We start from the raw sequence: 23,776 nt of genomic DNA, 5'->3' as shown, positions 1-23,776 counted from the left end.
GCGCCGCACTACGCATCGCGCAAGGCCTGGACAGGCTCCAGCCGCGAAGCCGCGACGGCCGGATACCAACCGAAGAACAACCCCGTCAGCAGCGCCGTGCCCATCCCCAAGGGCAAGGATGCGGGCGCCAGCACGAAATCCCAACCGGAGTAGCGCGCAAAAGCGTAGGCCGCGCCAACGCCGAACACTGCGCCCAGCGCCGCGCCCACCATGGCCAACAGACCCGCCTCGGCGAGGAACAACAGGCGGATGTCGCGCCGGGTCGCCCCGAGCGCCAGGCGAACGCCGATCTCGCGCCGCCTTTCGGAGACACTCATCAGCATCACGTTCATCACGCCCACGCCGCCCACCAGCAATGAGATCGCGCCCAGCCCCGCGAGCAGATATGAAAAGGTTCGGGATTGGCGCTCGAGACCGTCGATCAACTGCCGGGGAATATCCACCTGGACCTCCCTGCCGGGCACCTGCGTGCCGACATACTCGCGCAGCGCGCTGGCCGTTTCCACAAGGTCGGCCATAGGCGTCGCCTTGGCCAGGATGGCGCCGAGTTCAGGCTTGGGAAACAATCGGTGCAGCCCTTCAATGGAAACGATCACCGATCGGTCCGCATCGACCGGAATCAGCGGATTCCCCTTCATGCTGCGCGCGACGCCGATGACCTGATAGAAGTAGCCGCCAATTTGCAGCGAGGCACCCAGGGCGAGCGGATGCGCCGGACTGCCCAGTTCACGCGCGATTTCCGCACCCACGACGGCAAACGTGGCATGACGATCGAACGGCGACAGGAAACGGCCGCGATCCATGCGCAGATTCATCGCGGCGGCAAGATCCGGCGTCGTGCCTACGATCCTGGGAACCATCGTACGCCCCGGGAAACGCAGCGGCACGTTGTAGACCGACAGGGGCGCCGCATGGCGGATGCCCGGCACGGCTTGCGCCAACGCGCCGGCATCCAGCGTGCGGGGCAGCGCGCGCGGCTTGGCGCCCGTCACCGGGAAAGTCACCACCAGGACGTCCGTACCCATGTCCTTGAACATGCGCATCACCTGTTCGGCGGCGCTATGCCCGATGTTCAGGAGCGCGATGATGGCGGTGCTGCCGACCACGATGCCGAGCAAAGCCAACAAGGCCCTGCGACCCATCTGGCGCAGGCTGTCAGCCGCTTGCAGCGCAGTTTGCGTCAGCGATGGACCGCGCATGCACCGGAACACCGGAAATCAACGCCTTTCGTCGCAATGGCAGGGTTCATGCAATACACCGTCGCGCACATGAATCTGGCGCGAGAAGCGAGCGGCCAGGTTGGCGTCATGCGTCACCATCACGATCGTGACCGCCCGCTCGCGGTTCAGCCCCATGAGCAAGGCCATGATGCTCTCGGCTGAAGCCTGATCCAGATTACCGGTCGGTTCGTCCGCAAGAATGACGGAGGGATTGCCAACCAAGGCACGGGCAATGGCGACCCGCTGGCGCTGCCCGCCGGAGAGATCGGCAGGGAGATGCCCGCCGCGATCGGCCAATCCAACTTGACGAAGCCAATCCGTGGCCGTGGCCCGCGCCTGGGCTCGCGGGATACCACGATAGAACAGTGGCAAGGCAACGTTATCGAGGGCGTTCATACGGGGCAACAGGTTGAAGGACTGAAAAACAAACCCGATCTCTCGATTGCGAACCCAGGCGCGGGCGTTCTCGTCGATACCCAGCATGTCGCGTCCGCGAAACAGGAACTGGCCGGCCGACGGCCGGTCGAGCAAGCCCAGGATATTGAGCAAGGTGCTCTTGCCGGAACCGGACGCCCCAAGCAGCGCGCAGGTTTCGCCAGGATGGATCCCGAGCGTCACGTCCCGTAGCACGGATACGGATTGGCTGCTCATGCGATAGGCATGGCTGACATGTGTGACGTGAATGAGCGGATGGTGCAGCATCTTGCAAGCCGCATCAGTCAAAAGGTCCAAATCGATTCAAATGTATTCGATAGCGGGTTATAGCCAAACCGGCAATGACCCACTATCGATCGGAACTTGCTTAGTCGTTGTAATACACCACCATCGAGGAAATTATGTACCTGGGGTACGGCCCGGCACCCGTACCGGTATATTTGACATAGAACGTATTATCGGCAGGACTGCCAACAAAATATTGGTAAATCCTCCCATCGTAGGATATCGGAAGGCAATTAACTGTATTACCGTAGCAAACCTGCATCGATACATCCGCCTGGGCGCTATCTCGAAGCTGCACTTGCACACCCTTTATTTTTTTACCCGAGGGTGAGACGAGAAAATTAGCCGGCCGATACATAACAATTGTTGTCGCCCCCTTCCTTGACACGGAGTCGCTACCATTATCAGCGGACCAAACATAATCCCCGGCGAATGCGCTACCGGAGAACAGCAGCGAAGCAGCCATCAACGCATTCAGCAATCCATTCTTCATAAAATCTCTTCCAAAAAAAAGTGAACTTCGTATCGATCATCGGCTGATGCTGAACTTCCCCGGCTTTTGCTGGCGAGGCCCGATCAACATACAGGACGACAGGTTGATAACCTGCAACTCAATTTGAGCACCACAATGGGATTGCATATTGTTATTTTTGGAACACGCGCGACCGAATTGGTCAGACCATGAAAAATCCCATCATTGCTTAGCGGACCGTCGCTACATCAAAGAGAAAAATCAGATTGAGTCACGATCATAAAAAAACCCGACGGAACGCATCGGGTTTTTTTCGGAAAGGCACATAAGAGCGTGCCACTCTGAAATTAATAATCTATACCGAGCGATTGGATGCCTTCGACGTATGACCCAATTTTCCATAAAGCAAATCCATCAGCAGGTATTGCCTGTCCCGTTCCATAGCATGCACTTTGTGCTGCAACACGCTTCGGGAAATTTCATCCTTTGTCTGCGTAGGCGTCCCAGCGTCTGATTCATCTGGTGGGACATACGTGATGGACGTAATACCATTAACGAACGGATTCCCGTGACCTCCCCACGGATCCATTGACTCTACCGCTTCACGATACTTGACACTCAATCCGAATCTGTAGGCGAAATCGTTCGGCTGAGACAAAATCACATGCCCCATTTTTTTATAGATATCCATTGCTGAACTGCCCTTTGCCTTCTCGGCGGCATACATGGCTTTCAATTCGGCATTGCACGCATCGGCTTGTCGTTTATCGATCATTTTACTTTCAGGAGTGATCGGAATTCTCGTAGTCGCGTAGTAATCCGGCCCCCCATAAATTGCGTCGCTGCAGTCACATGCGGCCCCATCGCCGAAGAAAGCCCAAGTCTCGAGCCGTTGATACCGTTCCTCCTCGGTATAGTTGTTAGCAAAGCGAGCCAACTCTTCAGGTGTCCAGGCCGTCAACAAGCTGAGGTCTGCATCCTTATCTTCCGACTCCTTATTTGACAGCGCCACCGCCTTATCAGACAGGGTCACGGCCTTCGATGCGGGGGAGCTTTCGATATATTTTTGCTTCGCAGAACCCATGACTTCGGTGAAGCGGGCTTCCCCATTCGCGTCAGTAGTGAACCGCGTCGACGAATAGTTGAAGCCGAGCGGGCCGCTCGGACCTGACAGCGTTGAATTGGATACTTGCACAAGTAGCTCCTGATTGATTCAAGCCATTGATGCCATTGGCTGTTCTCCAAATGGGCGCAAGGGCAAGGAATTGGATCTTTCAATCTAGAACGGCGAGTGGCCCTTGACGTTGCCTTATAAGAAACGCGCCAGACCGAAAAGGTAACGTACGGGCAACCCACCCGAAGGCGGTACTCACTGCACACATAGGGAGCAATTCGCCCGGCAATGGCTAGTCAACCTGATGAGGTTTTTCTGTTGCCGGGAGTTGCCCCCTAGCGGGGTTTCCCAGGTAGGAACCGGTCCGCCGAAAGCCGGTCGAGCAAGCCCGGGATATTGAGCAAGGTGCTCTTGCCGGAACCGGACGCCCAAGCAGCGCGCAGGTTTCGCCGGGGTGAATCTCAAATGTCACATCGCGCAGCACGCTCACTGATTGGCTGCCTTTGCGATAGGCATGGCTGACATGGGTGATTTGAATAAACGGACGGTGCGACATCTTTGCGCCCTGAACAAGAACAACCTCAATAGCCACGTCAATAGAATAGATTCAACGGCCAGATGCCAATTTCGACTTATGCCCCGCGTTTCCGTAAAGCAAATCCATCAGAAAATACTGCCTATCCCGTTCCATGTCATGGGCTTTCTGCATTATGGTTTTTTGGGATATCCCCCCTTTTATTTTTACCAACGTATCGACGCCCGATTCATCAGGGGGGGGTCATACCTGAGCGAAAAGGAATCATCACACCCTTCGAACGGATTGCCACGAGCCCCCCACTGAGGCATCGACTCCACCGTCTCTCGAAACTTGACACTAAATCCGAATCTATAAGCGAAATCATCGGGTTGAGACAAAATCAATTTACCAATCTTCTTGTAAATATCCATTGCCGAACTACCCTTCCCCACTTCTGCTCTATACATGGATTGCAACTGGGCAACGAACGCCTCGGACTGTCGCCTATCGATAACTTCACTTTCAGGCGTTACAAGTACCCTCGTGGTCGTATAATAAGTCGGCCCTCCATAGATGGCCTCTGTGCAATCATGCGCAGGAGAGTATCCGCTATTAAAAACCATAGTCTCAAGGCGCTGAAACCGCTCTTCCTCAGTATAGTTTCTATCAAATCGAGCCAACTCAGTTGGTGTCCAGCACGCTAACAAACTGAGATCAGCGTCCTCGTCCGCTTCTTTATTTGCCAGGACCAATGCTTCATCGGACAGAATCACGGCTTTCGATTCCGACGGGCTTTCAAGATGATTCTCTTTAACCGAACCCATGACTTCGGCGAAAGTAGATTCATCAGTCACATCCGTAGCGAGGCGCGTCGACGGATCTTTTACTCCGAGCAGAGCGCGAGGGCCAACTAGCGTTGAAGTAGATATCTGCATTGAAAACTCCTGCGAGAAATTTTATCTTCCAATTTAAAACAGCGAGCAGTCCTCGCGTTGCTTTATGAGAAAGGCGTGATACCAAAAGGGCAACACACGAGTGGATCTCCAGGTATTGGCGGCTTTAATGCGCGGATCATGGCTCACACAAAAGTTGACGATGCCGATCTGCCAACGTGGGTTCCGAGCAACCAGCAAATAGATGAATACCTGGGCCTAGCACCACACAGAGCACAAGGTGGGCCGCCCATGCTATAGGCACCGCTGGCATGCGTAATATGAAAGTTGGGTGCTGAGCGCGTTGCACATGCGATTTGCATCGGCTCACAATACCCATATTGCACCCAACATGCTCGATAGCGATTTATCGCGAGATCTCGATAAGTCGCTATCGCTGAGGCTTACTTAATCGTTGTAATACACCACCATCGTGGCGAGGATGTAACGGGGATATGGACCGAGGCCGGTACCGGTATATTTCACAGTAAACGGCTTATCTGCTAACTTGCCATTAAACATTGTGAAGACTCTCCCGTCATAGGCTATCGGATAGCATTCGAACGATCCGTTATAGCAAAGGCTCATCGATACATTTGCCTGCGAGCTATCTTGAAGCTGGACTTGCACACCAGTGATAGTCTTTCCCACTGGCGAAACCATGAAGTTGCTGGGTTGATACACAACCGTGGCGGTTCCTCCTCTTCTCGACACATAGTCGCCACTCTTATAGGTGGACCATACATAATCACCGGCAAACGCGCTGCCGGAGAAAAAAAGGCGAAGTAATAACCAATGCACGCAGCAATGGGGTTTTCATGATATCTCTCCAGGGCTAGGTATGAAACTACGCATCAATCAGCGATTGATGCCCCCCCTTAGATGACTTGCTTTCAGCTTGACAACATACGGGGTGGACAGGTTGACAACCTGCACATCAATTTGAACGCAGCAACGGCGTCGTTTATTGCTATTTTGGGAACACGCGTTACCGTATCGGTCAGAAAAATATGGTTTTGCCCCTAGCCATAAAAAGCTATGGTCAGCCCGTTCCCCGCGAAGCGCTACGCCTAGCGGGGTTCTGTCTGACCATCTTTATTAGGCCCGGCGAATCCAATATGCCGACGCCTTTCCGAAAAATGCGACATGCGCATTTTTCGGAGGAACCTAATTTACGCTTGGCGACCTGCGGGTTTCGACTTACGGTTCACTTTCCCATACAGCAGGTCCATCAGTTGGTGCTGCCTGTCTCGCTCCATATCATGTACCCTCTGTTGCAGCTTGTTGTGCGAAAACCCATCTTTCATTTTTTTCAACATCGCGACATTCGATTCGTCTGAAGCGGCGTGACTGAGGGTAGAAAAATCACCGCGCTGCCGTTCAACCGGGTTAGCACGTCCCCCCCATTGCATGGACTCCACCCTGTCGCGAAACGTGACACTGAATCCGAACCTATAAGCAAAATCATCCGGTTGGGACAGAATCAATTTTCCGATCTTCTTGTAGATATCCAGCGCTGAGCTGCCTTTGTTCCTTTCGGCCTTATACATGGATTTCAACTGCGCAACGAACGTATCTGACTGCCGCCTGTCGACAATTTCACTTTCTGGGGTAACCGGAATCCTCGTGGTCGCATAGTAAATCTGACCACCATCTTCAGTAAGCTCACTGCAATCGCACCCCGGTGAATATTGACTGTTAAAAACCATAATATCCAGTTCCTCGAGCCGCTCGCTTTCCGTATAGTTCCTGGTGAAGCGCGCCAGCTCAGCCGGTGTCCAGCACGCCAACAAGCTGAGATCCGCATCCTCATCTTCGGTCTCCTGGCTTGACAGCGCCACCGCCTTATCAGACAGGGTCACGGCCTTCGATGCGGGGGGGCTTTCGATATATTTTTGCTTCGCAGAACCCATGACTTCGGTAAAGCGGGCCTCCCCATTCGCGTCCGTAGTGAACCGCGTGGACGAATAGTTGAATCCGAGCGGGCCGCTCGGACCTGACAGCGTTGAATTGGATACGTGCACAAGCAGCTCCTGATTGATTCAAGCCATTGATGCCATTGGCTGTTCTCCAAATGGGCACAAGGGCAGGGAATTGGATTTTTCAATCTAGAACGGCGAGTGGCCCATGACGTTGCCTTATGAGAAACGCGCCAGACCGAAAAGGTAACGTACGGGCAAGGAACCGGTCCGCCGAAAGCTGGTCGAGCAAGCCCAGGAGGTTGAGCAACGTGCTCTCGCCGGAACCGGAAGCCCCGAGCATCGCGCATGTTTTACCGGAATGGATCTCGAATGCCACGTCACGCAGCACGGGTATGGACTGGCTACCCATGCGATAGGTATGGCCGACACGTGTGATTTGAATGAGCGGAAGGCCGGGAGTGTCAGTAATTCGCATCGATCACATAGTCCGAAATCGACGCGAATAGCTTCGACAACAACTCAACGCCAGATCTACGAGTCGCCACTCAAGGAGTTAGTTAATCGCCGTAATAGACCACCATCGTGGCGATAACGTAGCGTGGATACGGACCAAGACCAGTACCGGTATACCTTACCGTGAACGGCTTATCGGCCGGCCTGCCATTAAACATTTTATAGATTTGTCCATTGTAGGTTATGGGATAGCAATCGATCGGGCCGTTATAGCAAACCTCCATTGATACGTTTGCCTGAGAACTATCTTGAAGCTGAACTTGCACACCAGTGACGGTCTTTCCCAGTGGCGAGGCAAGAAAATTGCTGGGTTGATACACAACCGTGGCGGTTCCCCCTCTTCTCGACACATAGTCACCACTCTTATAGGTGGACCACACATAATCACCGGCAAACGCGCTGCCGGAGAACAAAAGAGAAGTAACAACCGAAACATGCAACAATCGATTTTTCATAAAATCTCTCCATGGGGTACGTTGACTATGCACCAATCATCGACTGATGCCGAACTCACCCTTGGGATGACTTATGCTTCAAAAACTTGGTCAACATGCAGGGTGAAGCAGGTTGACGACCTGCCACCTCAATTTGAACGCGGCCGCGAACTCGCATATTGCTATTTTTGGAACACGCGTGACCTTATAAATCAGGCAAAACCGGCCAGATTACGAAATAAAAAATGCCCGATGAAAATCATCGAGCACCACTTCTGCCAGGAATTTTTTCTAAAAACAGCCCGGGCGCAGGACTTTTAAATTTACAACCTACACTCGGTGGCGGGATGCAGATTTAGACCTAAAACCTGCTTTCCCATGAAGCAGGTCCATTAATATTTGTTGCCGCTGCCGCTCTAGATCACTCGCTTTTTGCAATACGGAATTATGCGCAAGGCCAGTCTTCGCTTTCACCAATGCGTCAACCTTCGACTCATTCGAGAGTGGCATACTAGATGAGGAATGATCGACATGCCTGCCAAACTGGCTATTATGCGCACTGTTATAAGCCGCGGTAAGAGCATCCATTCTTTCGCGATATTTGACACTAATCCCAAATTTATAGGCAAAATCATCCGGCTGCGCCAAAATCAGCTTCCCGATCTTCTTGTAGATATCCATAGCCGAGCTCCCCTTACTCATTTCGGTGACATACAAGGCTTCCTGTTGAGCTGCAAATGTATCGTGCTGCCGCTTTAACGCGGCCTCCCTTTCGGGCGTGACCAGAATTCTCGTGGTCCCATAATATATGGGCCCGCCCTCCGACGTGAGTTCGCTGCAATCGTGCCCTGGCGTATATGCGCTATTGAAAACCATAATCTCGAGCTTCTGATACCGTTCGGCCTCTGTATAGTTATTTGCGAAACGCGCCAGAGCTTCCGGTGTCCAGCACGCCAACAAGCTGAGATCTGCATCCTCATCTTCGGTCTCCTGGCTTGACAGCGCCACCGCCTTATCAGACAGGGTCACGGCCTTCGATGCGGGGGAACTTTCGATATATTTTTGCTTCGCAGAACCCATGACTTCGGTAAAGCGAGCTTCCCCATTCGCGTCGGTGGTGAACCGCGTGGACGAATAGTTGAATCCGAGCGGGCCGCTCGGACCTGACAGCGTTGAATTGGATACTTGCACAAGCAGCTCCTGATTGATTCCAGCAATTGACACCCCTGACTTCTTTTCCAAAAGCGCCACAAAGACAGGGAATTGGACCTTTCAATCTAGAACGGCGAAAGGCCTATCACGTTGCCTTATGGGCAACGTGATAGGCCCAAAAGGTAACGTGGGGATGTGATCGAGCCGGGCTCACGCGCCGATAGTGGCCGTTTACCGCGCGCGGGAAGGTGGAGAGGTGTCTTCGCGCATGGCAATCACCCGCTCAACGAAGCGCGCCACGTTCTGGCGTGCGACACGGGTTGAGCGCAGGAGCCAAGTCGTCAACGCCGCCGGCTCGGCCAGCGGGCGGCTGAGGATGCCGAGTTCCCAGTTTGAAAGGGCCTGGGAAGCGCCCACCAGTGCGAGGCCGACGCCAGCGGCCACCATCGAAAGCATGAGATAGGTCGACTGCACCTGCGCCGCCACGAGAGGTTGGGCCGAACCCTTACTGATCAAGCGGTCGATTTGCTGGCGGCATCCCTCGCAATACTTCGGATCGCCAAGTACCAGGGGATGCCTGAGAACCTCGCTCAAGGGAATCACTTCCATCGCCAGCAACGGGTGGCCGGTGGGGAGGACCACATGGATCGGATCTTGCCAGGCTCGTTCAGCCACGATGCCGCGGCCCACGTGGTCGGATGGCGCGAAACCCAGGTCGTAAAGGCCTTGGTCCAGGCCTGCGAGCTGCTGGGCGAACGGCACCTCCGAAAAATGGATGACCACGCGCGGCTCGTCCGCGCGGCAACCGGCCATCAACGCGGCCAATCGCGTCGGGTTCATTCCTTCTGACAGGGCAATATGTAGCGCGCCGCGATTGCCAACGGCCACGCCTAGGACGCTGTCGCGTGCATGGCCGATTGCACTGAATATGGCCGGGATGTGTTCCCGTAGCGCCTCCCCCTCCGGCGTGAGCAGGGTGCCGCGGTTGGAGCGCACAAAAAGAGACACCCCCAAGGTGGTTTCCAGCGATTGAATCGCCCGAGACAACGGCGAGATTTCAATATGCAGCCGTTCGGCGGCGCGGCGATAGTTCAACTCGTCGGCCAACACAGCGAAGTACTTCAGCAGTCGCAAGTTCATTCTGAGTATTTCGGTGACGGTGATCCTACGTTGCGGTGAACGTGATCAGTCTGGCGGGGTATTGCGCGGTCAATCGATTGTAGCGACGGCCTTCATGATTCAGCGTCGGCTGACGCTGCTTTCCGTCTTCTATTGCATCAGGTGAAACCGTCCGAATCTGACGGCATGGGCGACGATTCGGGAACAGGCCGAAGCGCTGCGGGTCAGCTTGCGAACTGCCCGAGCCAATATCGAAGTTGACGCGGCCAGGAGGATCGGACGCGATCGGATTTCAGCGCTGGCGCCGGCGATATCGCGCGCCGACGCCGGGGCTTTTTTCAACGCGCTATGGGCGCGATCCGCTCATCGGCCGTCCACCGCGCCAGCACCGGCCATGACGACGGCATCGTCTCCTCCCAGCGCCTGATAGACCTTCACCTGATTCACCAACCGATTCAGGGCATTCTCGTCCCGCGCGATCTCGGCTGCGCGCCGCTTCTCTTGCGCATCCAACCAGAACCGCAACGACACCGATCCTGCTCGGTAGCGCACCTCGTACAGGCGCTCCGCCTCGCGCGCCGCCTTCAGCGACGCGTCCAACTGCTCCGCCTGCAGGCGCAACTGCGTCCGGTTCGACAACGCGTTTTCCACATCCGCCATGGCCTGGTACAGCGCCTGGCGGAAGCTCACCACCCGTTCGTCGAAATCCGCGCGCGAGACCTTCAGGTTCAGGTTCAGGCGGTTGAATTGAAGGAACGGCAGCGTCAGCGCCCCCGTCAGCGTGCCCACGGGGTTCTGCAGCACATTCGACAGCGTCGGGCTGGAGCTGCCCAGCGCGCCGGTCAGGTTCAGCGTCGGGTAGAAACTGGCGCGGGCCGCGTCAATGTTCGACAGCGACTCCCGCAGGCGCAGTTCGGCGGCGCGCAGGTCGGGACGGCGGCCCAGCAGTTCGGCCGGCACGCCTTCGCGCGCCTGCGGCAGCGGGTACTGCGGCAGGCGTTGCGGGTCGGCCATGGTGCGGTCGGGCGGGCCGTCGAACAGGATCGCCAGCGCGTTCACGTATTCCACGCGCTGCTGCACCAGCAGCGCATGCGCCGCCTGCTGGCTGGCCACGGTCTGCTCGGCCTCGGCCACTTCCAGCGCCGAGGCGCCGCCGGCGGCATATTGCGCGCGCACCAGTTCCTGCGTCTTGCGGGCGTAGGCGATGCTCTCCAGGCTGCTGGCGATGCGCTGGTTGATGAAGGCGGTCTGCCAATACAGCGTGGCGGTAGTGCCCACCAGCGACAGCGCGGAGCTCTGGCGGTCCTGCTCGCTGGCGAGCGCCTCCCATTCGGCGGCGTCGAGCTGGCGCGACAGTTTGCCCCACAGGTCGACCTCGTAGCCGATCGACAGTTCGGCGCTGTTGGTGCGCGTGATTTCGCGTTCGCCGCGCAGGTTGCGCGCGCGCGTCACGTTGCCGGTGCCGGACAGTTGCGGGATCAGTTGGTCCTGCGCCAGCCCGGCCTGCAATTGCGCGCGGCGCACGCGGATGGCGGCGGCGGCCAGGTCGTTGTTGCGCGCCAGCGCGCCATCGACCAGGCCGTCCAGCACCGGGTCGTTGAAATTGCGCCACCAGGCGCCGCCAGCGGCCAGCGCGTTGGCGGGCGCGTCGGCGCCCGCGCCGTGGCGCCAGGCGGCCGGCGACTGCGTCCGCGGCGTTTCGTATTCGCTCTTGAGCAGGCCGCCGCAGCCGGTCAGGGCCAGCGCCAGGGCCAGGGCGGCGGGTTTGCGGATCAGGGAAACAGCTTTCATCGTTCTCATTCCCGGGCCAGGGCCTCGACGGGATCCAGGCGCGCCGCGTTGCGCGCCGGGAGATAACCAAACAGCACACCGATCAGGGTCGAGCAGGTGAATGCCGCCACCATCGACGCGGTGGAATAGATCATGCGGAAGGACCCGCCGGTCGCTTTCGAGACCAGCACGCCCAGGCCCAGCGACAGTGCGATGCCCACGGCGCCGCCGATCAGGCAGACCAGCACGGCTTCGATCAGGAACTGCTGCATGATGTCGCTGCGACGCGCGCCCACCGCCATGCGCACGCCGATCTCGCGGGTACGCTCGGTCACCGACACCAGCATGATGTTCATGACGCCGATGCCGCCGACCATCAGCGAGATCAGCGCGATCAGCGATACCAGCAGCGTCATGGTGGCCGTGGTGCGCTCGATGGTCTTGCGGATCGCATCAGTGTTGAACACGAAGAAATCCTTCACCACGTGGCGCCGCAGCAGCACCTTGGTGATGGCCTGCTCGGCCGCCGCCGGCGGCGCGGCGTCGTTGACGCGCACGGTGATGCTCTTGAGGTGCTGCTGCCCCAGCACGCGCGACAGCGCCGTGGTGTAGGGAATCCACACGTTCAAGGTCTCGTTGTTGCCGAACACCGTGTCGTTCTTCTTGGTGACGCCGATCACCCGCGCCGGCATCGATCCCAGGAACACCACCTGACCGATCGGGTCGGTGTGCGAACCGAACAGGGTCTTGCGGGTGCTCTCGTCGATCACCACTTCCTGGGCGCGCCGCGCCACGCTGGTGGCATCGAAGAACTTGCCCTGCGCCAGCTTGACCGCGCGCACCCGGAAGTACTGCTCGCCCACGCCCTGGATCGAGCCATTCACCGCCACGTTGCGATAGCGCAGCGTGTTGCTGGTGGAAACCTCGGGCGTGACGCTGTCCACGTAGGACTCGCGTGACAGGGCCTCGGCATCGGCCGGCACCAGGGTGCGGATGGTCAGGGCCTTTTCGTCGCCGAAGTCCTTGCCGGGAAACACTTCGACGGTATTGGTACCGATCTCGCTGATGTCTTCCAGGATCTTCTGGCGCGAGCCCTCGCCCAGCGCCACCACCGACACCACGGCGGCGATGCCGATGATGATGCCCAGCATGGTCAGCGAGGTGCGCAGGCGGTGCGCGTTCATGGCCAGCAGCGCCATGCGCAGCGCCTCGCCGCAGCGGTCCAGGTAAGCCTGCCAGGCCGGCCGCGGCGGCAGCGGCGTCGCCTCTTCGCGCACGGCCTCGATGCGCGGCGCGTCGGGGTTGCGCTGGTCCGAGACGATCTCGCCGTCGCTGATCTCGATGATGCGCTGCGCGTGCCGCGCCACGTTCATGTCGTGGGTGACCAGGATGATGGTGTGGCCGGCGGCGTTAAGTTCCTCCAGGATGCGCAGCACTTCCTGGCCGGTGTGCGTGTCCAGCGCGCCGGTCGGCTCGTCGGCCAGGATGATGTCGCCGCCATTCATCAGCGCGCGGGCGATGCTCACGCGCTGCTGCTGGCCGCCGGACAGCTGGCCCGGGCGGTGGCCGGTGCGTTCGCCCAGCCCCAGGCGCTCGAGCAGGTCGGCGGCGCGTTCCAGCCGGGCCTCGCGGCGCTTGCCGGCGTAGACGGCCGGCACCTCGACGTTGCCCTGCGCCGTCAGGTCGGACAGCAGGTGATAGCGCTGGAAGATGAAGCCGAAATGCTCGCGCCGCAATTCGGCCAGTTCGTCCGGATCCAGTTCGCCCGTGCTGCGGCCGCTGACACGGTAGTCGCCGCTGGTGGCGCGGTCCAGGCAGCCCAGGATGTTCATCAGGGTCGACTTGCCCGAACCGGACGCGCCGACGATGGCCACCATTTCCCCGGCCTCGATGGTCAGGTTGATGTCCTTGAGAACGGCGATGGTCTGCTCGCCAGCGGGGAATTCGCGCCGGACGCCGGACAGCGAAATCAACGGTTCGGCCATATCAGCGTCCCGCCGCGGCGGCCACCGGCGCGGCGTCGGCCGACACCACGCGCTCGCCCACCTCCAGGCCTTCCAGCACCTGCGCCTGCACGTTGTTGTTCATGCCGATCTTGACCTTGCGGGTCTCGGTCTGGTTGTCCTTGCCGACCACCCGCACCTCGTAGCGCCCGTCCTCGCCGCGCTTGCCCAGGGCCGAGGCCGGCACCACCACGGCGTCGCGCGCCTCGCCCAGCACGATGGAAACCTGCGCCGTCATGGAAATGCGCAGCTTCTCGTCCGGGTTGGGCACGTCGAACAGCCCGTTGTAATAGACGGCCGCGCTGGTGGATGTGGAGCTGGACGAGGTCAGCGACGTGGCGGCGTCGTCCTTCTGGATCGAATCCGGCGCCGGCTCCACCGCGCGCAGCGTGGCGTGATAGCGGTGGTCCGGCTCGCCCAGGATGGTGAAGTACACGGGCAGGCCCGGCTTGACGCGGGTCACGTCGGCTTCGGAGATTTGCGCCTTGATGGTCATGGTGGCCACCTGGGCCACCTTGATGATGGTGGGCGCGCTCTGGATCGCGTTGACGGTCTGGCCTTCCTTGGTCACCACCGCCACCACCACGCCGTCGATCGGCGACACGATACGGGTGTAGCCCAGGTTGACCTTGGCCTTGTCGACCTCGATTTCGGCCTGGACGATCTGGGCGTCGAGCGCGGCGATATCGGCCCGGGTCACGCCCAGCGTGGCCTCGGCCGATTCAAAGGCCTCGCGCGAACTGGCGTCGGCCGCCAGCATCTGGCGCTGCCGGCGGAAAGCCAGCTCGGCCTGCTTCAGGGTGGCGACCTTGGCGGCGCGCTCGGCGCGGCGTGTCTGCAGGGCGGCCTGGGTATTACGCAGTTCGTTCTGCTGCGTCAGGTCGTCGATCTCGGCGACCAGTTGGCCGCGCGTCACGCGGTCACCCAACGCCACCTTCAGCGACTTTAACTGACCGGTGGCCTGCGCGCCGACACTGACGCGCTCGATGGCGTCCATGGTGCCGCTGGCCAGCACACTGTCTTCGAGATTGCCGCGGACGACCTCGGCCACGGCGAAGGTGGGCGGCGGCGGCGACGAGAAAAAGGCGGCGCGGACGCCAAAGGCGATGATCAGGAGAACGACGGCGATCAGGACGTAACGCTGGACTTTGCTACGAGGCTTTTTCATTGAACCAGTTCGGAGGAGGCGGCGGAGGCATCGTCCACCACTCGAATAACTCGATACGGATCGGGCCGGCTGTACGTACCCATACTGCCCGCTCATCCTAAACGGGGGGCTGCGTCAAAGCATGGCCAATCTGTGGCGAAAGGGTGAAAAACGGTAAAGCACCCGGCATTGGGTCGTGGGCAGGCAATATTGTTCCGTTGCACGAACGATACATCTGTTGCGGCGCATTAGCGTTTCCATTCTATGGAACCTTGCCGGCAACGTGATGCCATCTTGCCGCATCCCCATCTCAGTTGGACCATAGATGGCGCCTATCTTGTCACCATTGGCAATCGAGAATTGCGGCGGCGCAAAAAATCCACGCCTCGACATAGGGCGACGATAGGGACAGAATGAATGCAGTTAAGCCGTATCCGTGTCCAATTCGCCCCCTCCCCCCTCTTCACACAGCGCCGCCCCGGAGTTTTCCGGGGCGGCGCTGTTGTGCCTGCTGGCCATGTTGAACCATGTGGCGCTGACAGGGGGACGGATCACCGTATCCCTGACGGCGCTGCAAATGGGGCTGTCGACCTTCAAGGTGGGCACCCTGGTGGCGGTGTTCGCGGTTTTGCCGATGCTGTTCTCGGTGCGCGCCGGACGCTGGGTGGACCGGGTCGGCATCGTCCGGCCGCTGGTCACCGGCACCACGCTGGTGGCGGTTGGCACGGCCTTGCCGTTCCTGTCGCAGACCCAGTTCGCGCTGCTGGTGGCGTCCTGTTGCATCGGCATCGGCTTCATGCTGCACCAAGTGGCCACGCAGGACCTGTTGGGCCACGCCGAGCCGGCCCAGCGGCTGCGCAATTTCTCGCTGATGTCGCTGGCGCTGGCGGGCTCGGGCTTCTCGGGACCGCTGATCGCCGGCCTGGCGATCGACCATCTGGGCACCCGGCTGGCCTTCGGCCTGCTGACGCTCGGTCCGCTACTGTCGGCCGGCGGCCTGTATGCGCTGCGGCACCAATTGAAGGCGGTGGATTCGCAGCTGGCCGGCACGAAGGAAGCGCAGCGCCGCCGCGTGACGGAACTGCTGGCGGTGCCGGCGCTGCGCCGCATCCTGATGGTCAACACCATCCTGTCGGGCGCCTGGGACACGCACTTGTTCGTGGTGCCGATCTTCGGTGTCGCCATCGGCCTGTCAGCCACCACCATCGGCGTCATTCTCGCGTCCTTCGCGGCGGCAACGTTCATCATCCGCCTGGTACTGCCCCTGATCCAGCGCCGGGTGCGGTCCTGGACACTGGTGCGGGTGGCCATGGCCACCGCCGCCATCGATTTCATGCTTTATCCGCTGTTCACCGACGTTGGCGTCCTGATCGTGCTGTCCTTCATCCTGGGGCTTGCGCTGGGTTGCTGCCAACCGAGTATGCTTTCATTGCTGCACCAGCATTCGCCGCCGGGCCGCGCCGCCGAAGCCGTGGGGTTGCGGATGGCGCTGATCAACGGCTCCCAGGTTTCCCTGCCGCTGACCTTCGGCGCGCTGGGTGCGGTCATTGGCGTCGCCCCGCTGTTCTGGGCCTATTCCGTGGCCCTGATGGCTGGCGGCTGGGCCAATCGCAACCCCCCGCTCGAATCTGACCGGAAACCGTAGTCGTGAACATGCAGTCTTCTCCTCCCGTGGCCGGCGCCAGCCTGCCTTTTCGCCTGTGGACCCCCGAAGAGCGGCAGGCATCGCTGCAGGCGGCCTTGCAGCATTGGCGGGACGGGGAAGACGTCTGGGTATATGGGTACGGATCACTGATCTGGCGTCCCGACTTCGACTTCGAGGAACGCCGCCTGGCCACCCTGCGCGGCCATCACCGCGCGCTGTGCCTGTGGTCGCGGGTCAACCGCGGCACGCCGGAATGCCCCGGCCTGGTGTTCGGGCTGGACCGTGGCGGCTCCTGCCGCGGCGTGGTCTACCGCCTGGCCGGCAACCAGGTGCCGACCTATTTCCCCGCCCTGTGGGACCGCGAGATGTCCACCGGCGCCTACCTGCCCCGCTGGATCAATTGCAGCACCGAGGCCGGCCCGGTCCGCGCCCTGGTCTTCATCATGAACCGGGACAACCCGGCCTACATCCGCGCCCTGCCCGAGGCCGAGCTGCTGGCCATCGTGCGCCGCGCCGCCGGCCGCTATGGCCCCTGCACCGACTACGTGGTGCAGACCGCCCAGGCCCTGCGCGCCGCCGGCATCCACGATGCCCGCCTGGACGCCATCGCCCGGCGCCTGGAACAGGACAGCCACGCGCTGCCCGAAGGCGCCTGAGGCGCCCCCGGCGCAAAAACTTGCCCGGGCCCTGCGCGGGGTCAATGAGGGGAGCGTTTCTTCGGCGGTATAAACTGCTTGTTATCAACGCTGAATCAAACGTCCCATGTCTGTCTCCGATCTGCGTCAAAGCTACGAAAAGAACGTGCTGCTGGAAAGCGACGCCGCCGCGTCCCCGTTCGAGCAGTTCACCCGCTGGTTCGACGAGGCCCTGGCCGCCAAGGTGCCCGAGCCCAACGCCATGACCCTGGCCACGGTCGACGCCAACGGCCAGCCCAGTGCCCGCATCGTCCTGATCAAGGGCTTCGACGAGCAGGGTTTCACGTTCTTCACCAATTACGAGTCGCGCAAGGGCACCGACCTGCTGGCCGAGCCGCGCGCCTGCCTGCTGTTCTTCTGGCAGCCGCTCGAGCGCCAGGTGCGCATCGAGGGCGTGGTGGAAAAAGTGCCGGCCGAAGAGTCGGACGCCTACTACCACAGCCGCCCGGCCGGTTCGCGCATCGGCGCCTGGGCCTCGCGCCAGAGCCAGCCCATCACCCGCGCCGAACTCGAAGCCCGCGAGCAGGAGTTCCGCGCCCGCTACGGCGACCAGCCGCCGCGCCCGCCGCACTGGGGCGGCTACCGCCTCAAGCCCACCGCGATGGAATTCTGGCAAGGCCGGCCCTCGCGCCTGCACGACCGCCTGCGCTACGTCGCCGACGGCCAGGGCTGGAAGATCGAACGCCTGTCGCCCTGACGCCGCCGGGCGCCGCTCCCGCGGCGCCCGCCCCATCTATCAATTGCATGCCAGCCTCCTCCCCTGATTTCGACGCAGCCTTCTTCCGCACCGCACTCGGCCGCTACGCCACCGGCGTCACGGTCGTGACCACCGCCGACCTCGATGGCGCCCCCATCGGCCTGACGGTCAGCTCGTTCAACTCGGTGTCCCTGAATCCGCCGCTGGTGCTGTGGAGCCTGTCGCGCAATTCCTCGTCGCTGGCCGCCTTCGAGCAGTGCCAGCGCTACGTGGTCAATGTATTGAGCGCCGACCAGATCGCGCTGGCGCGGCGCTTCGCTACCGGCAAGACGCCGGACCGCTATGCCGGCCTGACCGTGCACCACGCGCCCGGCGGCACGCCGATGCTGGACGGCCATTGCGCCGCCTGGTTCGAATGCCACAACCGCAGCCGCTATGTCGAGGGAGATCACGTCATCATGGTGGGAGAAGTCGAACGATGCGGACATAGCGGCGAGCCGCCGCTGGTCTTCCACGCCGGCGGTTTCGACCTGACGCCCGCCGGCGCCCGTGCAGAGGGCAGGAAGTCATGAGCGCCGACATCGATTGCGTCGTCATCGGCGCGGGCGTGGTCGGCCTAGCCATCGCCCGCGCCCTGGCCCAGTCGGGCCGCGAGGTGCTGGTGGCCGAGGCCACCGAGGCCATCGGCACCGGCACCAGCTCGCGCAATTCCGAAGTGATCCACGCCGGCATCTATTACCCCGCGGGCAGCCTCAAGGCCCGCCTGTGCGTGCGCGGCAAGCACCTGCTGTACGCCTATTGCGCCGAACGCGGCATTCCGCACAAGCGGCTGGGCAAGCTGATCGTGGCCACCAGCACCGAGCAGGCCGCGCAGCTCGAAGGCATCGCGCAGCGCGCCCGCGCCAACGGCGTGGACGATCTGCAGTTCATTTCCGGCGAAGACGCCATGCGGCTGGAACCGGCGCTGCGCTGCACGGCGGCGCTGGTGTCGCCGTCCACCGGCATCGTCGACAGCCACGCGTTGATGCTGGCCTACCAGGGCGATGCCGAGAACGCCGGCGCCCAGTGCGTGTTCCACACCCCGCTGGTGTCCGGCCGGGTGCGCCCCGAAGGCGGCTTCGACCTGCAGTTCGGCGGCGACGAGGCCATGAGCCTGAGCTGCAACGTGCTGATCAATTCCGCCGGCCTGCAGGCGCCGGCGCTGGCGCGCCGCATCGACGGCGTGCCGGCCGCCAGCATCCCCACCGATTACCTGTGCAAGGGCAGCTATTTCACGCTGTCCGGCCGCGCGCCGTTCTCGCGCCTGATTTACCCCGTGCCGCAACACGCCGGCCTGGGCGTGCACCTGACGCTCGACATGGGCGGCCAGGCCAAGTTCGGCCCCGACACCGAATGGGTCGGCACCGAGGACTACACCATCGACCCGGCCCGCGCCGAGGTCTTCTACGCCGCCGTGCGCAGCTACTGGCCGGCCCTGCCGGACAACGCCCTGGCCCCGGGCTATACCGGCATCCGCCCCAAGATCTCCGGTCCGCACGAGCCGGCCGCCGATTTCGTCATCGCCGGCCCGACCGCCCATGGCGTGCCCGGCCTGGTGAACCTGTTTGGCATAGAATCGCCCGGGCTGACTTCCAGCCTGGCGCTGGCGGAAGAAACCCTGGCGCGCCTGGCCGACGACGCTTCCTCTCCTTCCTTTCCCTGAACAATGCAGCACAACGACTACATCCTGACCCTGTCCTGCCCCGACCGCACCGGCATCGTCTTCCGCGTCAGCGGCCTGTTGTTCGAATCGGGTTGCAACATCCTCGATTCGCAGCAATTTGGCGACGAGGAGACCGGCCGCTTCTTCCTGCGGGTGCACTTCGACCTGCCGGCCGGCGCGGCTCCGGACGCGCTGCGCGCCCGCCTGGACGAGATGGCGGCCGAGTACGGCATGGAGTTGCAGCTGCATGACGCCCGCCGCAAGGAACGCCTGCTGATCATGGTCAGCAAGCAGGGCCATTGCCTGAACGACCTGCTGTTCCGCGTGCACAGCGGCCAGCTGCATGCCGAAGTGGCCGCCATCGTCTCGAACCACAACGACTACGCCAGCCTGGCCGCGTCCTATGGCATCCCGTTCCACCACCTGCCCGTCACGCCCGACACCAAGGCCGAACAGGAACGCCAGGTGCTGGCGCTGGTGGACCGCTACGAGATCGACCTGGTGGTGCTGGCGCGCTACATGCAGATCCTGTCGGCCGACATGTGCCGCGCGCTGAACGGCCGCGCCATCAACATCCACCACAGCTTCCTGCCCAGCTTCAAGGGCGCCCGCCCGTACCACCAGGCGCATGCGCGCGGCGTGAAGATCATCGGCGCCACCGCCCACTTCGTCACCTCGGACCTGGACGAAGGCCCGATCATCGACCAGGATATCGAGCGCGTCGACCACACCATGACGGCGCAGGACCTGACCCAGGTCGGCAGCGACATCGAGTCGCTGGTGCTGTCGCGCGCCGTGCGCAGCCACGTCGAGCACCGCATCCTGCTGAACCGCAACAAGACCGTGGTGTTCCGCTAGGACAGCACCGGCGTCCGCTGGCGCGCGCTCAGCGCTTCCAGTCGGCGTCCTTGAACCAGTTGCGCAGGTGTTCCACGACCAGCCTGACCTTGTCGGGCTGGTTGCGGCGGGTCTGCACGACCGCGTGGATGTCCAGCCCCTGCGGCTCGTAGCCCGGCAGCAGCACTTCCAGCGCGCCATCGGCAATGTCCTGTTCGACCATGTAGCGCGGGTGCATCGACACCCCGCCGCCGCGCTTGGTCATGTTCATCAGCGCTTCCCCGAGGTTCGAATTGAACGAGCCCGCCACCCGCACCACGTGGGTGTTCGACTGGGCGTCGGTGAAGCTCCATTGCCCGGTGGGCGCCTTCAGGTTGTGCACCAGGCAGTTGTGCCGTTCCAGGTCCTGCGGCTTCCCGGGCCGACCGTGGCGGGCCAGATAGTCGCGCGTCGCCACCACCACTTGCGGCACCAGCGTGATCTTGTAGGCGATCTGGTTGGAATCCTTCAGCCGCGGCGCGATGCGCACGGACAGGTCCAGATTTTCGGCGATCAGGTCGCCACGGCCGTCATCGATCAGCAGCGACACCTTGATCGCGGGATAGCGCGCCAGGAAGTCCTGGATCGCCGGCACCATGTGCACGGTGCCGAACGACGGCGGCGTGCCGATGCGGATGCGGCCGCTGGCGGTCAGCACCGGCCCCTGCACCAGCTCCTTCAGGTTCATCAGGCTCAGCGCCAGTGTATCGGCGTTTTCCAGCAGCAGGCGGCCGCTCTCGGTCAGGCTGACGTGCTTGGTATTGCGGTTGAGCAGTTGCACTTCGAAGTGCGCTTCGAGCCAGGCGATCTTCTTGGTGACCGCCGAGCGGCTCGACGCCAGGCTTTCCGCCGCCTTGGAGAAACTCAGGCTCTTGCCGACTTCGACGAAGACTTCCAGGCAATCGATGACGTTCATTTCCAACTCGTGTGTTTCCAAAAAGGAAAAAACGATTTCCTTGTTTGGTGATTTTTCAGGGCGATCGGTCTCTCTATACTGGCCGCATGAGCCAAGAACGTCCCCCCGCTGCCGCCGCCAGCGCCGCCGCTTTCGACTACCACCTGTTCGGCACCCATGTGTGTTTCGGTGATGGCGTATCGGCCTTGATATTAAAGGAACTGGACGCGCTAGGCTGTTTCCGGCCGGCGATTCTGGCACAGGACGCGATGGCGCGATCCGCCGCTTTCGAGACCCTGTCCGCCTGTTGGAGCGGACTCGATCACCTGCGGCTTCCGGCGGTCCCGCGGCACTCCAGTGTCGATTTTGTGGAAACAATGGCCGAAAAAGTGCGGACATTCGGCGCGGACAGCCTGATCGCCATCGGCGGCGGCAGCGTGGCCGACAGCGCCAAGGCCCTGGCGCTGCTCCTGGCCGAAGGCGGCCGGCTGGCCGACCACGTCACCACCTTCGAACCGCCCGCCACGGCGCGCATTCCGCGCCGTGTCCGGCCGCAGCTGCCGATCATCGGCATCCCCACGACCGCCTCGGGCGCGGAAACCACGTCGTCGTTCGGCGTGCGCCGGCAAGACGGCCACAAGCTGATGTTCTGGAACCGCGGGGTGGCCGCGGCGACCCTGCTGATCGATCCGCGCCTGAGCGCGGGCCAACCCGTCGCGCTGCTGCGCGACAGTGCCATGAACGGCATCGCCCACGCACTGGAGGCCCTGTATTCGCGGGGACGATCGCCCGTGTCCGATTGCATCGCCGTGCAGGCGATCCGGCTGTTCGACAGCGCCCTCGACGGCGACAGCCTCGCCGCTGGCGACGCGCGCGGCGCGATCCTGCAAGCGGCGCATCTGGCCGGGCTGGCCCTGTCGATGGCGCGCAGCTGCCTGCATCACGCCATCTGCCATGTCGTGGCGTCGCGCCAGCGGTTGTCGCACGGCGCGGTCAACAGCGTGATCCTGCCGCATGCGCTGGCGTTCAACGAAGCGGCAGCGGCCGACGCGCTGCGGCCGGCGCTCGACGCAATCAACCAGCGGGCGCGCCGGCCGCACGTCACGCTGTCGGCCTGGGTGCGGGACATCCAGCGGCGCCACGCCATGCCCGCGCGGCTGTCGGAACTTGGCGTGGCACGCGAGGCGCTCGGCGCCATGGCCCGCGACGTCCTGACCGAACGAGGGCTGGCGCTCAATCCCCGGCCGGTATCCGAAGCCGAGGCCTCAGGAATTCTGCGGGCCGCTTTCTAGCCCTGGCATCCCCGCAAGGCCGTCCCTGGCCTTGCCCATCCCGAAAACGGAGAGATCATGAAAATCGTTGCTGGCGAAGGCCCGTTGGGCGCCCGCATCCTGGATATCGACCTGGCCCGCCCCCTGGCCGACGCCGACTATCGCGCCATCGAGGCGGCGCTGGGCCAGCATGGCGTGGTCAGCTTCCCGAAACAGGCGCTGGAGGCGCGGCACCTGAAGGCGTTCGCCGAGCGCTTCGGCACGCTGGAAGTGAACGTCGCCAACATGTACTTCGAGCCCGGCCTGCCGGAAGTGATGATCCTGTCGAACATGGTGGAGAACGGCAAGCCGGTGGGCCTGAGCGACGCCGGCCAGGACTGGCACACCGACATGTCCTACAGCCGAACCATCGCCTTCAGCAACGTGCTGTACGGCATCCACATCCCGATGCGCGACGGCAAGTCGCTGGGCAACACCGAGTTCTGCAACATGCACGCCGCCTATGACGACCTGCCGCAGGCATTGAAGGACGAGCTGGACGGCATGACCATCACCCACGACTTCAACAAGTTCTGGGAAATGATGCGGCGGGAAAAAGGCAGCACCCGGCCCCCGTTGACCGAGGAGCAGAAGCGCCGCAAGCCACCGGTGTCGCACCCCGTTTTCCTGACGCATCCGATCACGGGCCGCAAGGTGCTGTACGCCAACCCCGGCTATTCCGTCAGGATCAACGAATTGCCCGAGGCGCGCAGCGCCGAGGTGCTGGACTTCCTGTTCAGGCACCAGCTGCAGGAGAAGTACCGCTATCGCCACCAGTGGCAGGAAGGCGATGTGCTGATGTGGGACAACATGGGGACCATCCATAACGCCGTGGCCGACTACCGGCCGGACGAGCCGCGCCTGATCAAGCGCTGCCAGGTCATGGCGGACCGGTACTTCCCCGACCAATACTGATACCAA

At 61.7% G+C, this 23,776-nt stretch carries 23 protein-coding genes; 9 read left to right on the top strand and 14 right to left on the bottom strand.

Annotated features, from left to right (window positions below):
- Positions 1–8 precede the first annotated feature (8 nt).
- The 8 genes from AT699_RS04710 to AT699_RS31415 form a co-directional block, all read right to left on the bottom strand.
- Positions 9–1,199: an ABC transporter permease gene (locus tag AT699_RS04710; RefSeq protein WP_054499625.1), complete on the bottom strand. Its 1,191-nt coding sequence runs from the start codon at positions 1,197–1,199 to the stop codon at positions 9–11.
- Positions 1,200–1,217: 18 nt separating this feature from the next.
- Positions 1,218–1,922: an ABC transporter ATP-binding protein gene (locus AT699_RS04705; protein ID WP_024067824.1), complete on the bottom strand. Its 705-nt coding sequence runs from the start codon at positions 1,920–1,922 to the stop codon at positions 1,218–1,220.
- 100 nt (positions 1,923–2,022) lie between these two features.
- Complete coding sequence (locus AT699_RS31430) at positions 2,023–2,433, bottom strand: hypothetical protein (RefSeq protein WP_127913771.1); 411 nt, start codon at positions 2,431–2,433, stop codon at positions 2,023–2,025.
- A 334-nt stretch (positions 2,434–2,767) separates the two neighbouring features.
- Entirely contained in the window at positions 2,768–3,607 is an 840-nt protein-coding gene (locus AT699_RS31425) for a hypothetical protein (protein ID WP_131728260.1), read from the bottom strand.
- Positions 3,608–4,267: 660 nt separating this feature from the next.
- Positions 4,268–4,978 carry a hypothetical protein gene (locus AT699_RS31420; RefSeq protein ID WP_145964672.1) on the bottom strand — a complete coding sequence of 237 codons (711 nt, stop codon included), beginning with the start codon at positions 4,976–4,978 and terminating at the stop codon, positions 4,268–4,270.
- A gap of 1,169 nt (positions 4,979–6,147) precedes the next feature.
- Entirely contained in the window at positions 6,148–6,999 is an 852-nt protein-coding gene (locus AT699_RS04700) for a hypothetical protein (protein WP_058207218.1), read from the bottom strand.
- A gap of 79 nt (positions 7,000–7,078) precedes the next feature.
- On the bottom strand, positions 7,079–7,237 hold the full coding sequence (locus tag AT699_RS32420) for a hypothetical protein (protein ID WP_269467443.1): 159 nt from the start codon (positions 7,235–7,237) through the stop codon (positions 7,079–7,081).
- Positions 7,238–7,454: 217 nt separating this feature from the next.
- The gene (locus AT699_RS31415; protein ID WP_131728521.1) at positions 7,455–7,865 is read right to left on the bottom strand and encodes a hypothetical protein; all 411 of its coding nucleotides are present in this window, start codon (positions 7,863–7,865) and stop codon (positions 7,455–7,457) included.
- On the opposite strand from AT699_RS31415, the gene AT699_RS31410 reads away from it, so the two are divergent.
- Entirely contained in the window at positions 7,845–8,165 is a 321-nt protein-coding gene (locus tag AT699_RS31410) for a hypothetical protein (RefSeq protein WP_131726806.1), read from the top strand. The two genes, AT699_RS31415 and AT699_RS31410, sit on opposite strands and share 21 nt — an antisense overlap.
- Positions 8,166–8,174: 9 nt before the next feature.
- Here the strand turns inward: AT699_RS31410 and AT699_RS31405 are convergent, their stop codons facing one another.
- The 5 genes from AT699_RS31405 to AT699_RS04680 form a co-directional block, all read right to left on the bottom strand.
- On the bottom strand, positions 8,175–9,035 hold the full coding sequence (locus tag AT699_RS31405) for a hypothetical protein (protein ID WP_145964671.1): 861 nt from the start codon (positions 9,033–9,035) through the stop codon (positions 8,175–8,177).
- Positions 9,036–9,227: 192 nt separating this feature from the next.
- The gene (locus AT699_RS04695) at positions 9,228–10,136 is read right to left on the bottom strand and encodes a LysR family transcriptional regulator (RefSeq protein WP_024067823.1); all 909 of its coding nucleotides are present in this window, start codon (positions 10,134–10,136) and stop codon (positions 9,228–9,230) included.
- A 342-nt stretch (positions 10,137–10,478) separates the two neighbouring features.
- On the bottom strand, positions 10,479–11,906 hold the full coding sequence (locus tag AT699_RS04690) for an efflux transporter outer membrane subunit (RefSeq protein ID WP_024067822.1): 1,428 nt from the start codon (positions 11,904–11,906) through the stop codon (positions 10,479–10,481).
- 5 nt (positions 11,907–11,911) lie between these two features.
- A complete protein-coding gene (locus AT699_RS04685; protein WP_024067821.1) occupies positions 11,912–13,870 on the bottom strand; it encodes a MacB family efflux pump subunit in 1,959 nt (652 codons plus the stop codon).
- Between the two features lies 1 nt (position 13,871).
- On the bottom strand, positions 13,872–15,056 hold the full coding sequence (locus AT699_RS04680) for an efflux RND transporter periplasmic adaptor subunit (RefSeq protein WP_006388928.1): 1,185 nt from the start codon (positions 15,054–15,056) through the stop codon (positions 13,872–13,874).
- A 415-nt stretch (positions 15,057–15,471) separates the two neighbouring features.
- On the opposite strand from AT699_RS04680, the gene AT699_RS04675 reads away from it, so the two are divergent.
- The 6 genes from AT699_RS04675 (at position 15,472) to purU (ending at position 20,632) form a co-directional block, all read left to right on the top strand.
- Complete coding sequence (locus tag AT699_RS04675; RefSeq protein WP_102949893.1) at positions 15,472–16,680, top strand: MFS transporter; 1,209 nt, start codon at positions 15,472–15,474, stop codon at positions 16,678–16,680.
- Positions 16,681–16,682: 2 nt separating this feature from the next.
- Positions 16,683–17,336 (top strand): gamma-glutamylcyclotransferase, encoded by a 654-nt coding sequence (locus AT699_RS04670; RefSeq protein WP_006388926.1) that lies wholly within the window; start codon positions 16,683–16,685, stop codon positions 17,334–17,336.
- 106 nt (positions 17,337–17,442) lie between these two features.
- Positions 17,443–18,072: a pyridoxamine 5'-phosphate oxidase gene (gene pdxH, locus AT699_RS04665; protein WP_006388925.1), complete on the top strand. Its 630-nt coding sequence runs from the start codon at positions 17,443–17,445 to the stop codon at positions 18,070–18,072.
- 47 nt (positions 18,073–18,119) lie between these two features.
- Positions 18,120–18,644, top strand: coding sequence for a flavin reductase family protein (locus tag AT699_RS04660; RefSeq protein ID WP_006388924.1), 525 nt, complete (start codon positions 18,120–18,122; stop codon positions 18,642–18,644).
- Positions 18,641–19,774, top strand: a complete 1,134-nt coding sequence (locus AT699_RS04655) for an NAD(P)/FAD-dependent oxidoreductase (protein ID WP_024067818.1) — start codon at positions 18,641–18,643, stop codon at positions 19,772–19,774. Before AT699_RS04660 ends, AT699_RS04655 begins: the two co-directional genes overlap by 4 nt.
- Before the next feature lie 3 nt (positions 19,775–19,777).
- Positions 19,778–20,632, top strand: coding sequence for a formyltetrahydrofolate deformylase (purU, locus tag AT699_RS04650; protein WP_006388922.1), 855 nt, complete (start codon positions 19,778–19,780; stop codon positions 20,630–20,632).
- Positions 20,633–20,660: 28 nt separating this feature from the next.
- Here the strand turns inward: purU and AT699_RS04645 are convergent, their stop codons facing one another.
- A complete protein-coding gene (locus tag AT699_RS04645) occupies positions 20,661–21,566 on the bottom strand; it encodes a LysR family transcriptional regulator (RefSeq protein ID WP_026384403.1) in 906 nt (301 codons plus the stop codon).
- Positions 21,567–21,652: 86 nt separating this feature from the next.
- On the opposite strand from AT699_RS04645, the gene AT699_RS04640 reads away from it, so the two are divergent.
- Both AT699_RS04640 and AT699_RS04635 read left to right on the top strand, forming a co-directional pair.
- Positions 21,653–22,837 carry an iron-containing alcohol dehydrogenase family protein gene (locus AT699_RS04640; protein WP_058207217.1) on the top strand — a complete coding sequence of 395 codons (1,185 nt, stop codon included), beginning with the start codon at positions 21,653–21,655 and terminating at the stop codon, positions 22,835–22,837.
- A gap of 57 nt (positions 22,838–22,894) precedes the next feature.
- On the top strand, positions 22,895–23,770 hold the full coding sequence (locus tag AT699_RS04635) for a TauD/TfdA dioxygenase family protein (protein WP_024067815.1): 876 nt from the start codon (positions 22,895–22,897) through the stop codon (positions 23,768–23,770).
- Positions 23,771–23,776: the final 6 nt, after the last annotated feature.

This window comes from Achromobacter xylosoxidans (assembly GCF_001457475.1).
Taxonomy (GTDB): domain Bacteria; phylum Pseudomonadota; class Gammaproteobacteria; order Burkholderiales; family Burkholderiaceae_B; genus Achromobacter; species Achromobacter xylosoxidans.
The sequence above is the reverse complement of the archived record's forward strand: the minus strand, read 5'-3'. Positions and strand labels throughout refer to the sequence as shown.

What these genes read in the sequence shown, in the direction of transcription:
- AT699_RS04710 (WP_054499625.1), bottom strand. Translation starts at nt 1,199, where the DNA reads ATGCGCGGTCCATCGCTGACGCAAACTGCGCTGCAAGCGGCTGACAGC.
- AT699_RS04705 (WP_024067824.1), bottom strand. Translation starts at nt 1,922, where the DNA reads ATGCTGCACCATCCGCTCATTCACGTCACACATGTCAGCCATGCCTAT.
- AT699_RS31430 (WP_127913771.1), bottom strand. Translation starts at nt 2,433, where the DNA reads ATGAAGAATGGATTGCTGAATGCGTTGATGGCTGCTTCGCTGCTGTTC.
- AT699_RS31420 (WP_145964672.1), bottom strand. Translation starts at nt 4,978, where the DNA reads ATGCAGATATCTACTTCAACGCTAGTTGGCCCTCGCGCTCTGCTCGGA.
- AT699_RS32420 (WP_269467443.1), bottom strand. Translation starts at nt 7,237, where the DNA reads ATGCTCGGGGCTTCCGGTTCCGGCGAGAGCACGTTGCTCAACCTCCTG.
- AT699_RS31410 (WP_131726806.1), top strand. Translation starts at nt 7,845, where the DNA reads ATGCAACAATCGATTTTTCATAAAATCTCTCCATGGGGTACGTTGACT.
- AT699_RS31415 (WP_131728521.1), bottom strand. Translation starts at nt 7,865, where the DNA reads ATGAAAAATCGATTGTTGCATGTTTCGGTTGTTACTTCTCTTTTGTTC.
- AT699_RS04695 (WP_024067823.1), bottom strand. Translation starts at nt 10,136, where the DNA reads ATGAACTTGCGACTGCTGAAGTACTTCGCTGTGTTGGCCGACGAGTTG.
- AT699_RS04690 (WP_024067822.1), bottom strand. Translation starts at nt 11,906, where the DNA reads ATGAAAGCTGTTTCCCTGATCCGCAAACCCGCCGCCCTGGCCCTGGCG.
- AT699_RS04685 (WP_024067821.1), bottom strand. Translation starts at nt 13,870, where the DNA reads ATGGCCGAACCGTTGATTTCGCTGTCCGGCGTCCGGCGCGAATTCCCC.
- AT699_RS04680 (WP_006388928.1), bottom strand. Translation starts at nt 15,056, where the DNA reads ATGAAAAAGCCTCGTAGCAAAGTCCAGCGTTACGTCCTGATCGCCGTC.
- pdxH (WP_006388925.1), top strand. Translation starts at nt 17,443, where the DNA reads ATGTCTGTCTCCGATCTGCGTCAAAGCTACGAAAAGAACGTGCTGCTG.
- AT699_RS04660 (WP_006388924.1), top strand. Translation starts at nt 18,120, where the DNA reads ATGCCAGCCTCCTCCCCTGATTTCGACGCAGCCTTCTTCCGCACCGCA.
- AT699_RS04655 (WP_024067818.1), top strand. Translation starts at nt 18,641, where the DNA reads ATGAGCGCCGACATCGATTGCGTCGTCATCGGCGCGGGCGTGGTCGGC.
- purU (WP_006388922.1), top strand. Translation starts at nt 19,778, where the DNA reads ATGCAGCACAACGACTACATCCTGACCCTGTCCTGCCCCGACCGCACC.
- AT699_RS04645 (WP_026384403.1), bottom strand. Translation starts at nt 21,566, where the DNA reads ATGAACGTCATCGATTGCCTGGAAGTCTTCGTCGAAGTCGGCAAGAGC.
- AT699_RS04640 (WP_058207217.1), top strand. Translation starts at nt 21,653, where the DNA reads ATGAGCCAAGAACGTCCCCCCGCTGCCGCCGCCAGCGCCGCCGCTTTC.
- AT699_RS04635 (WP_024067815.1), top strand. Translation starts at nt 22,895, where the DNA reads ATGAAAATCGTTGCTGGCGAAGGCCCGTTGGGCGCCCGCATCCTGGAT.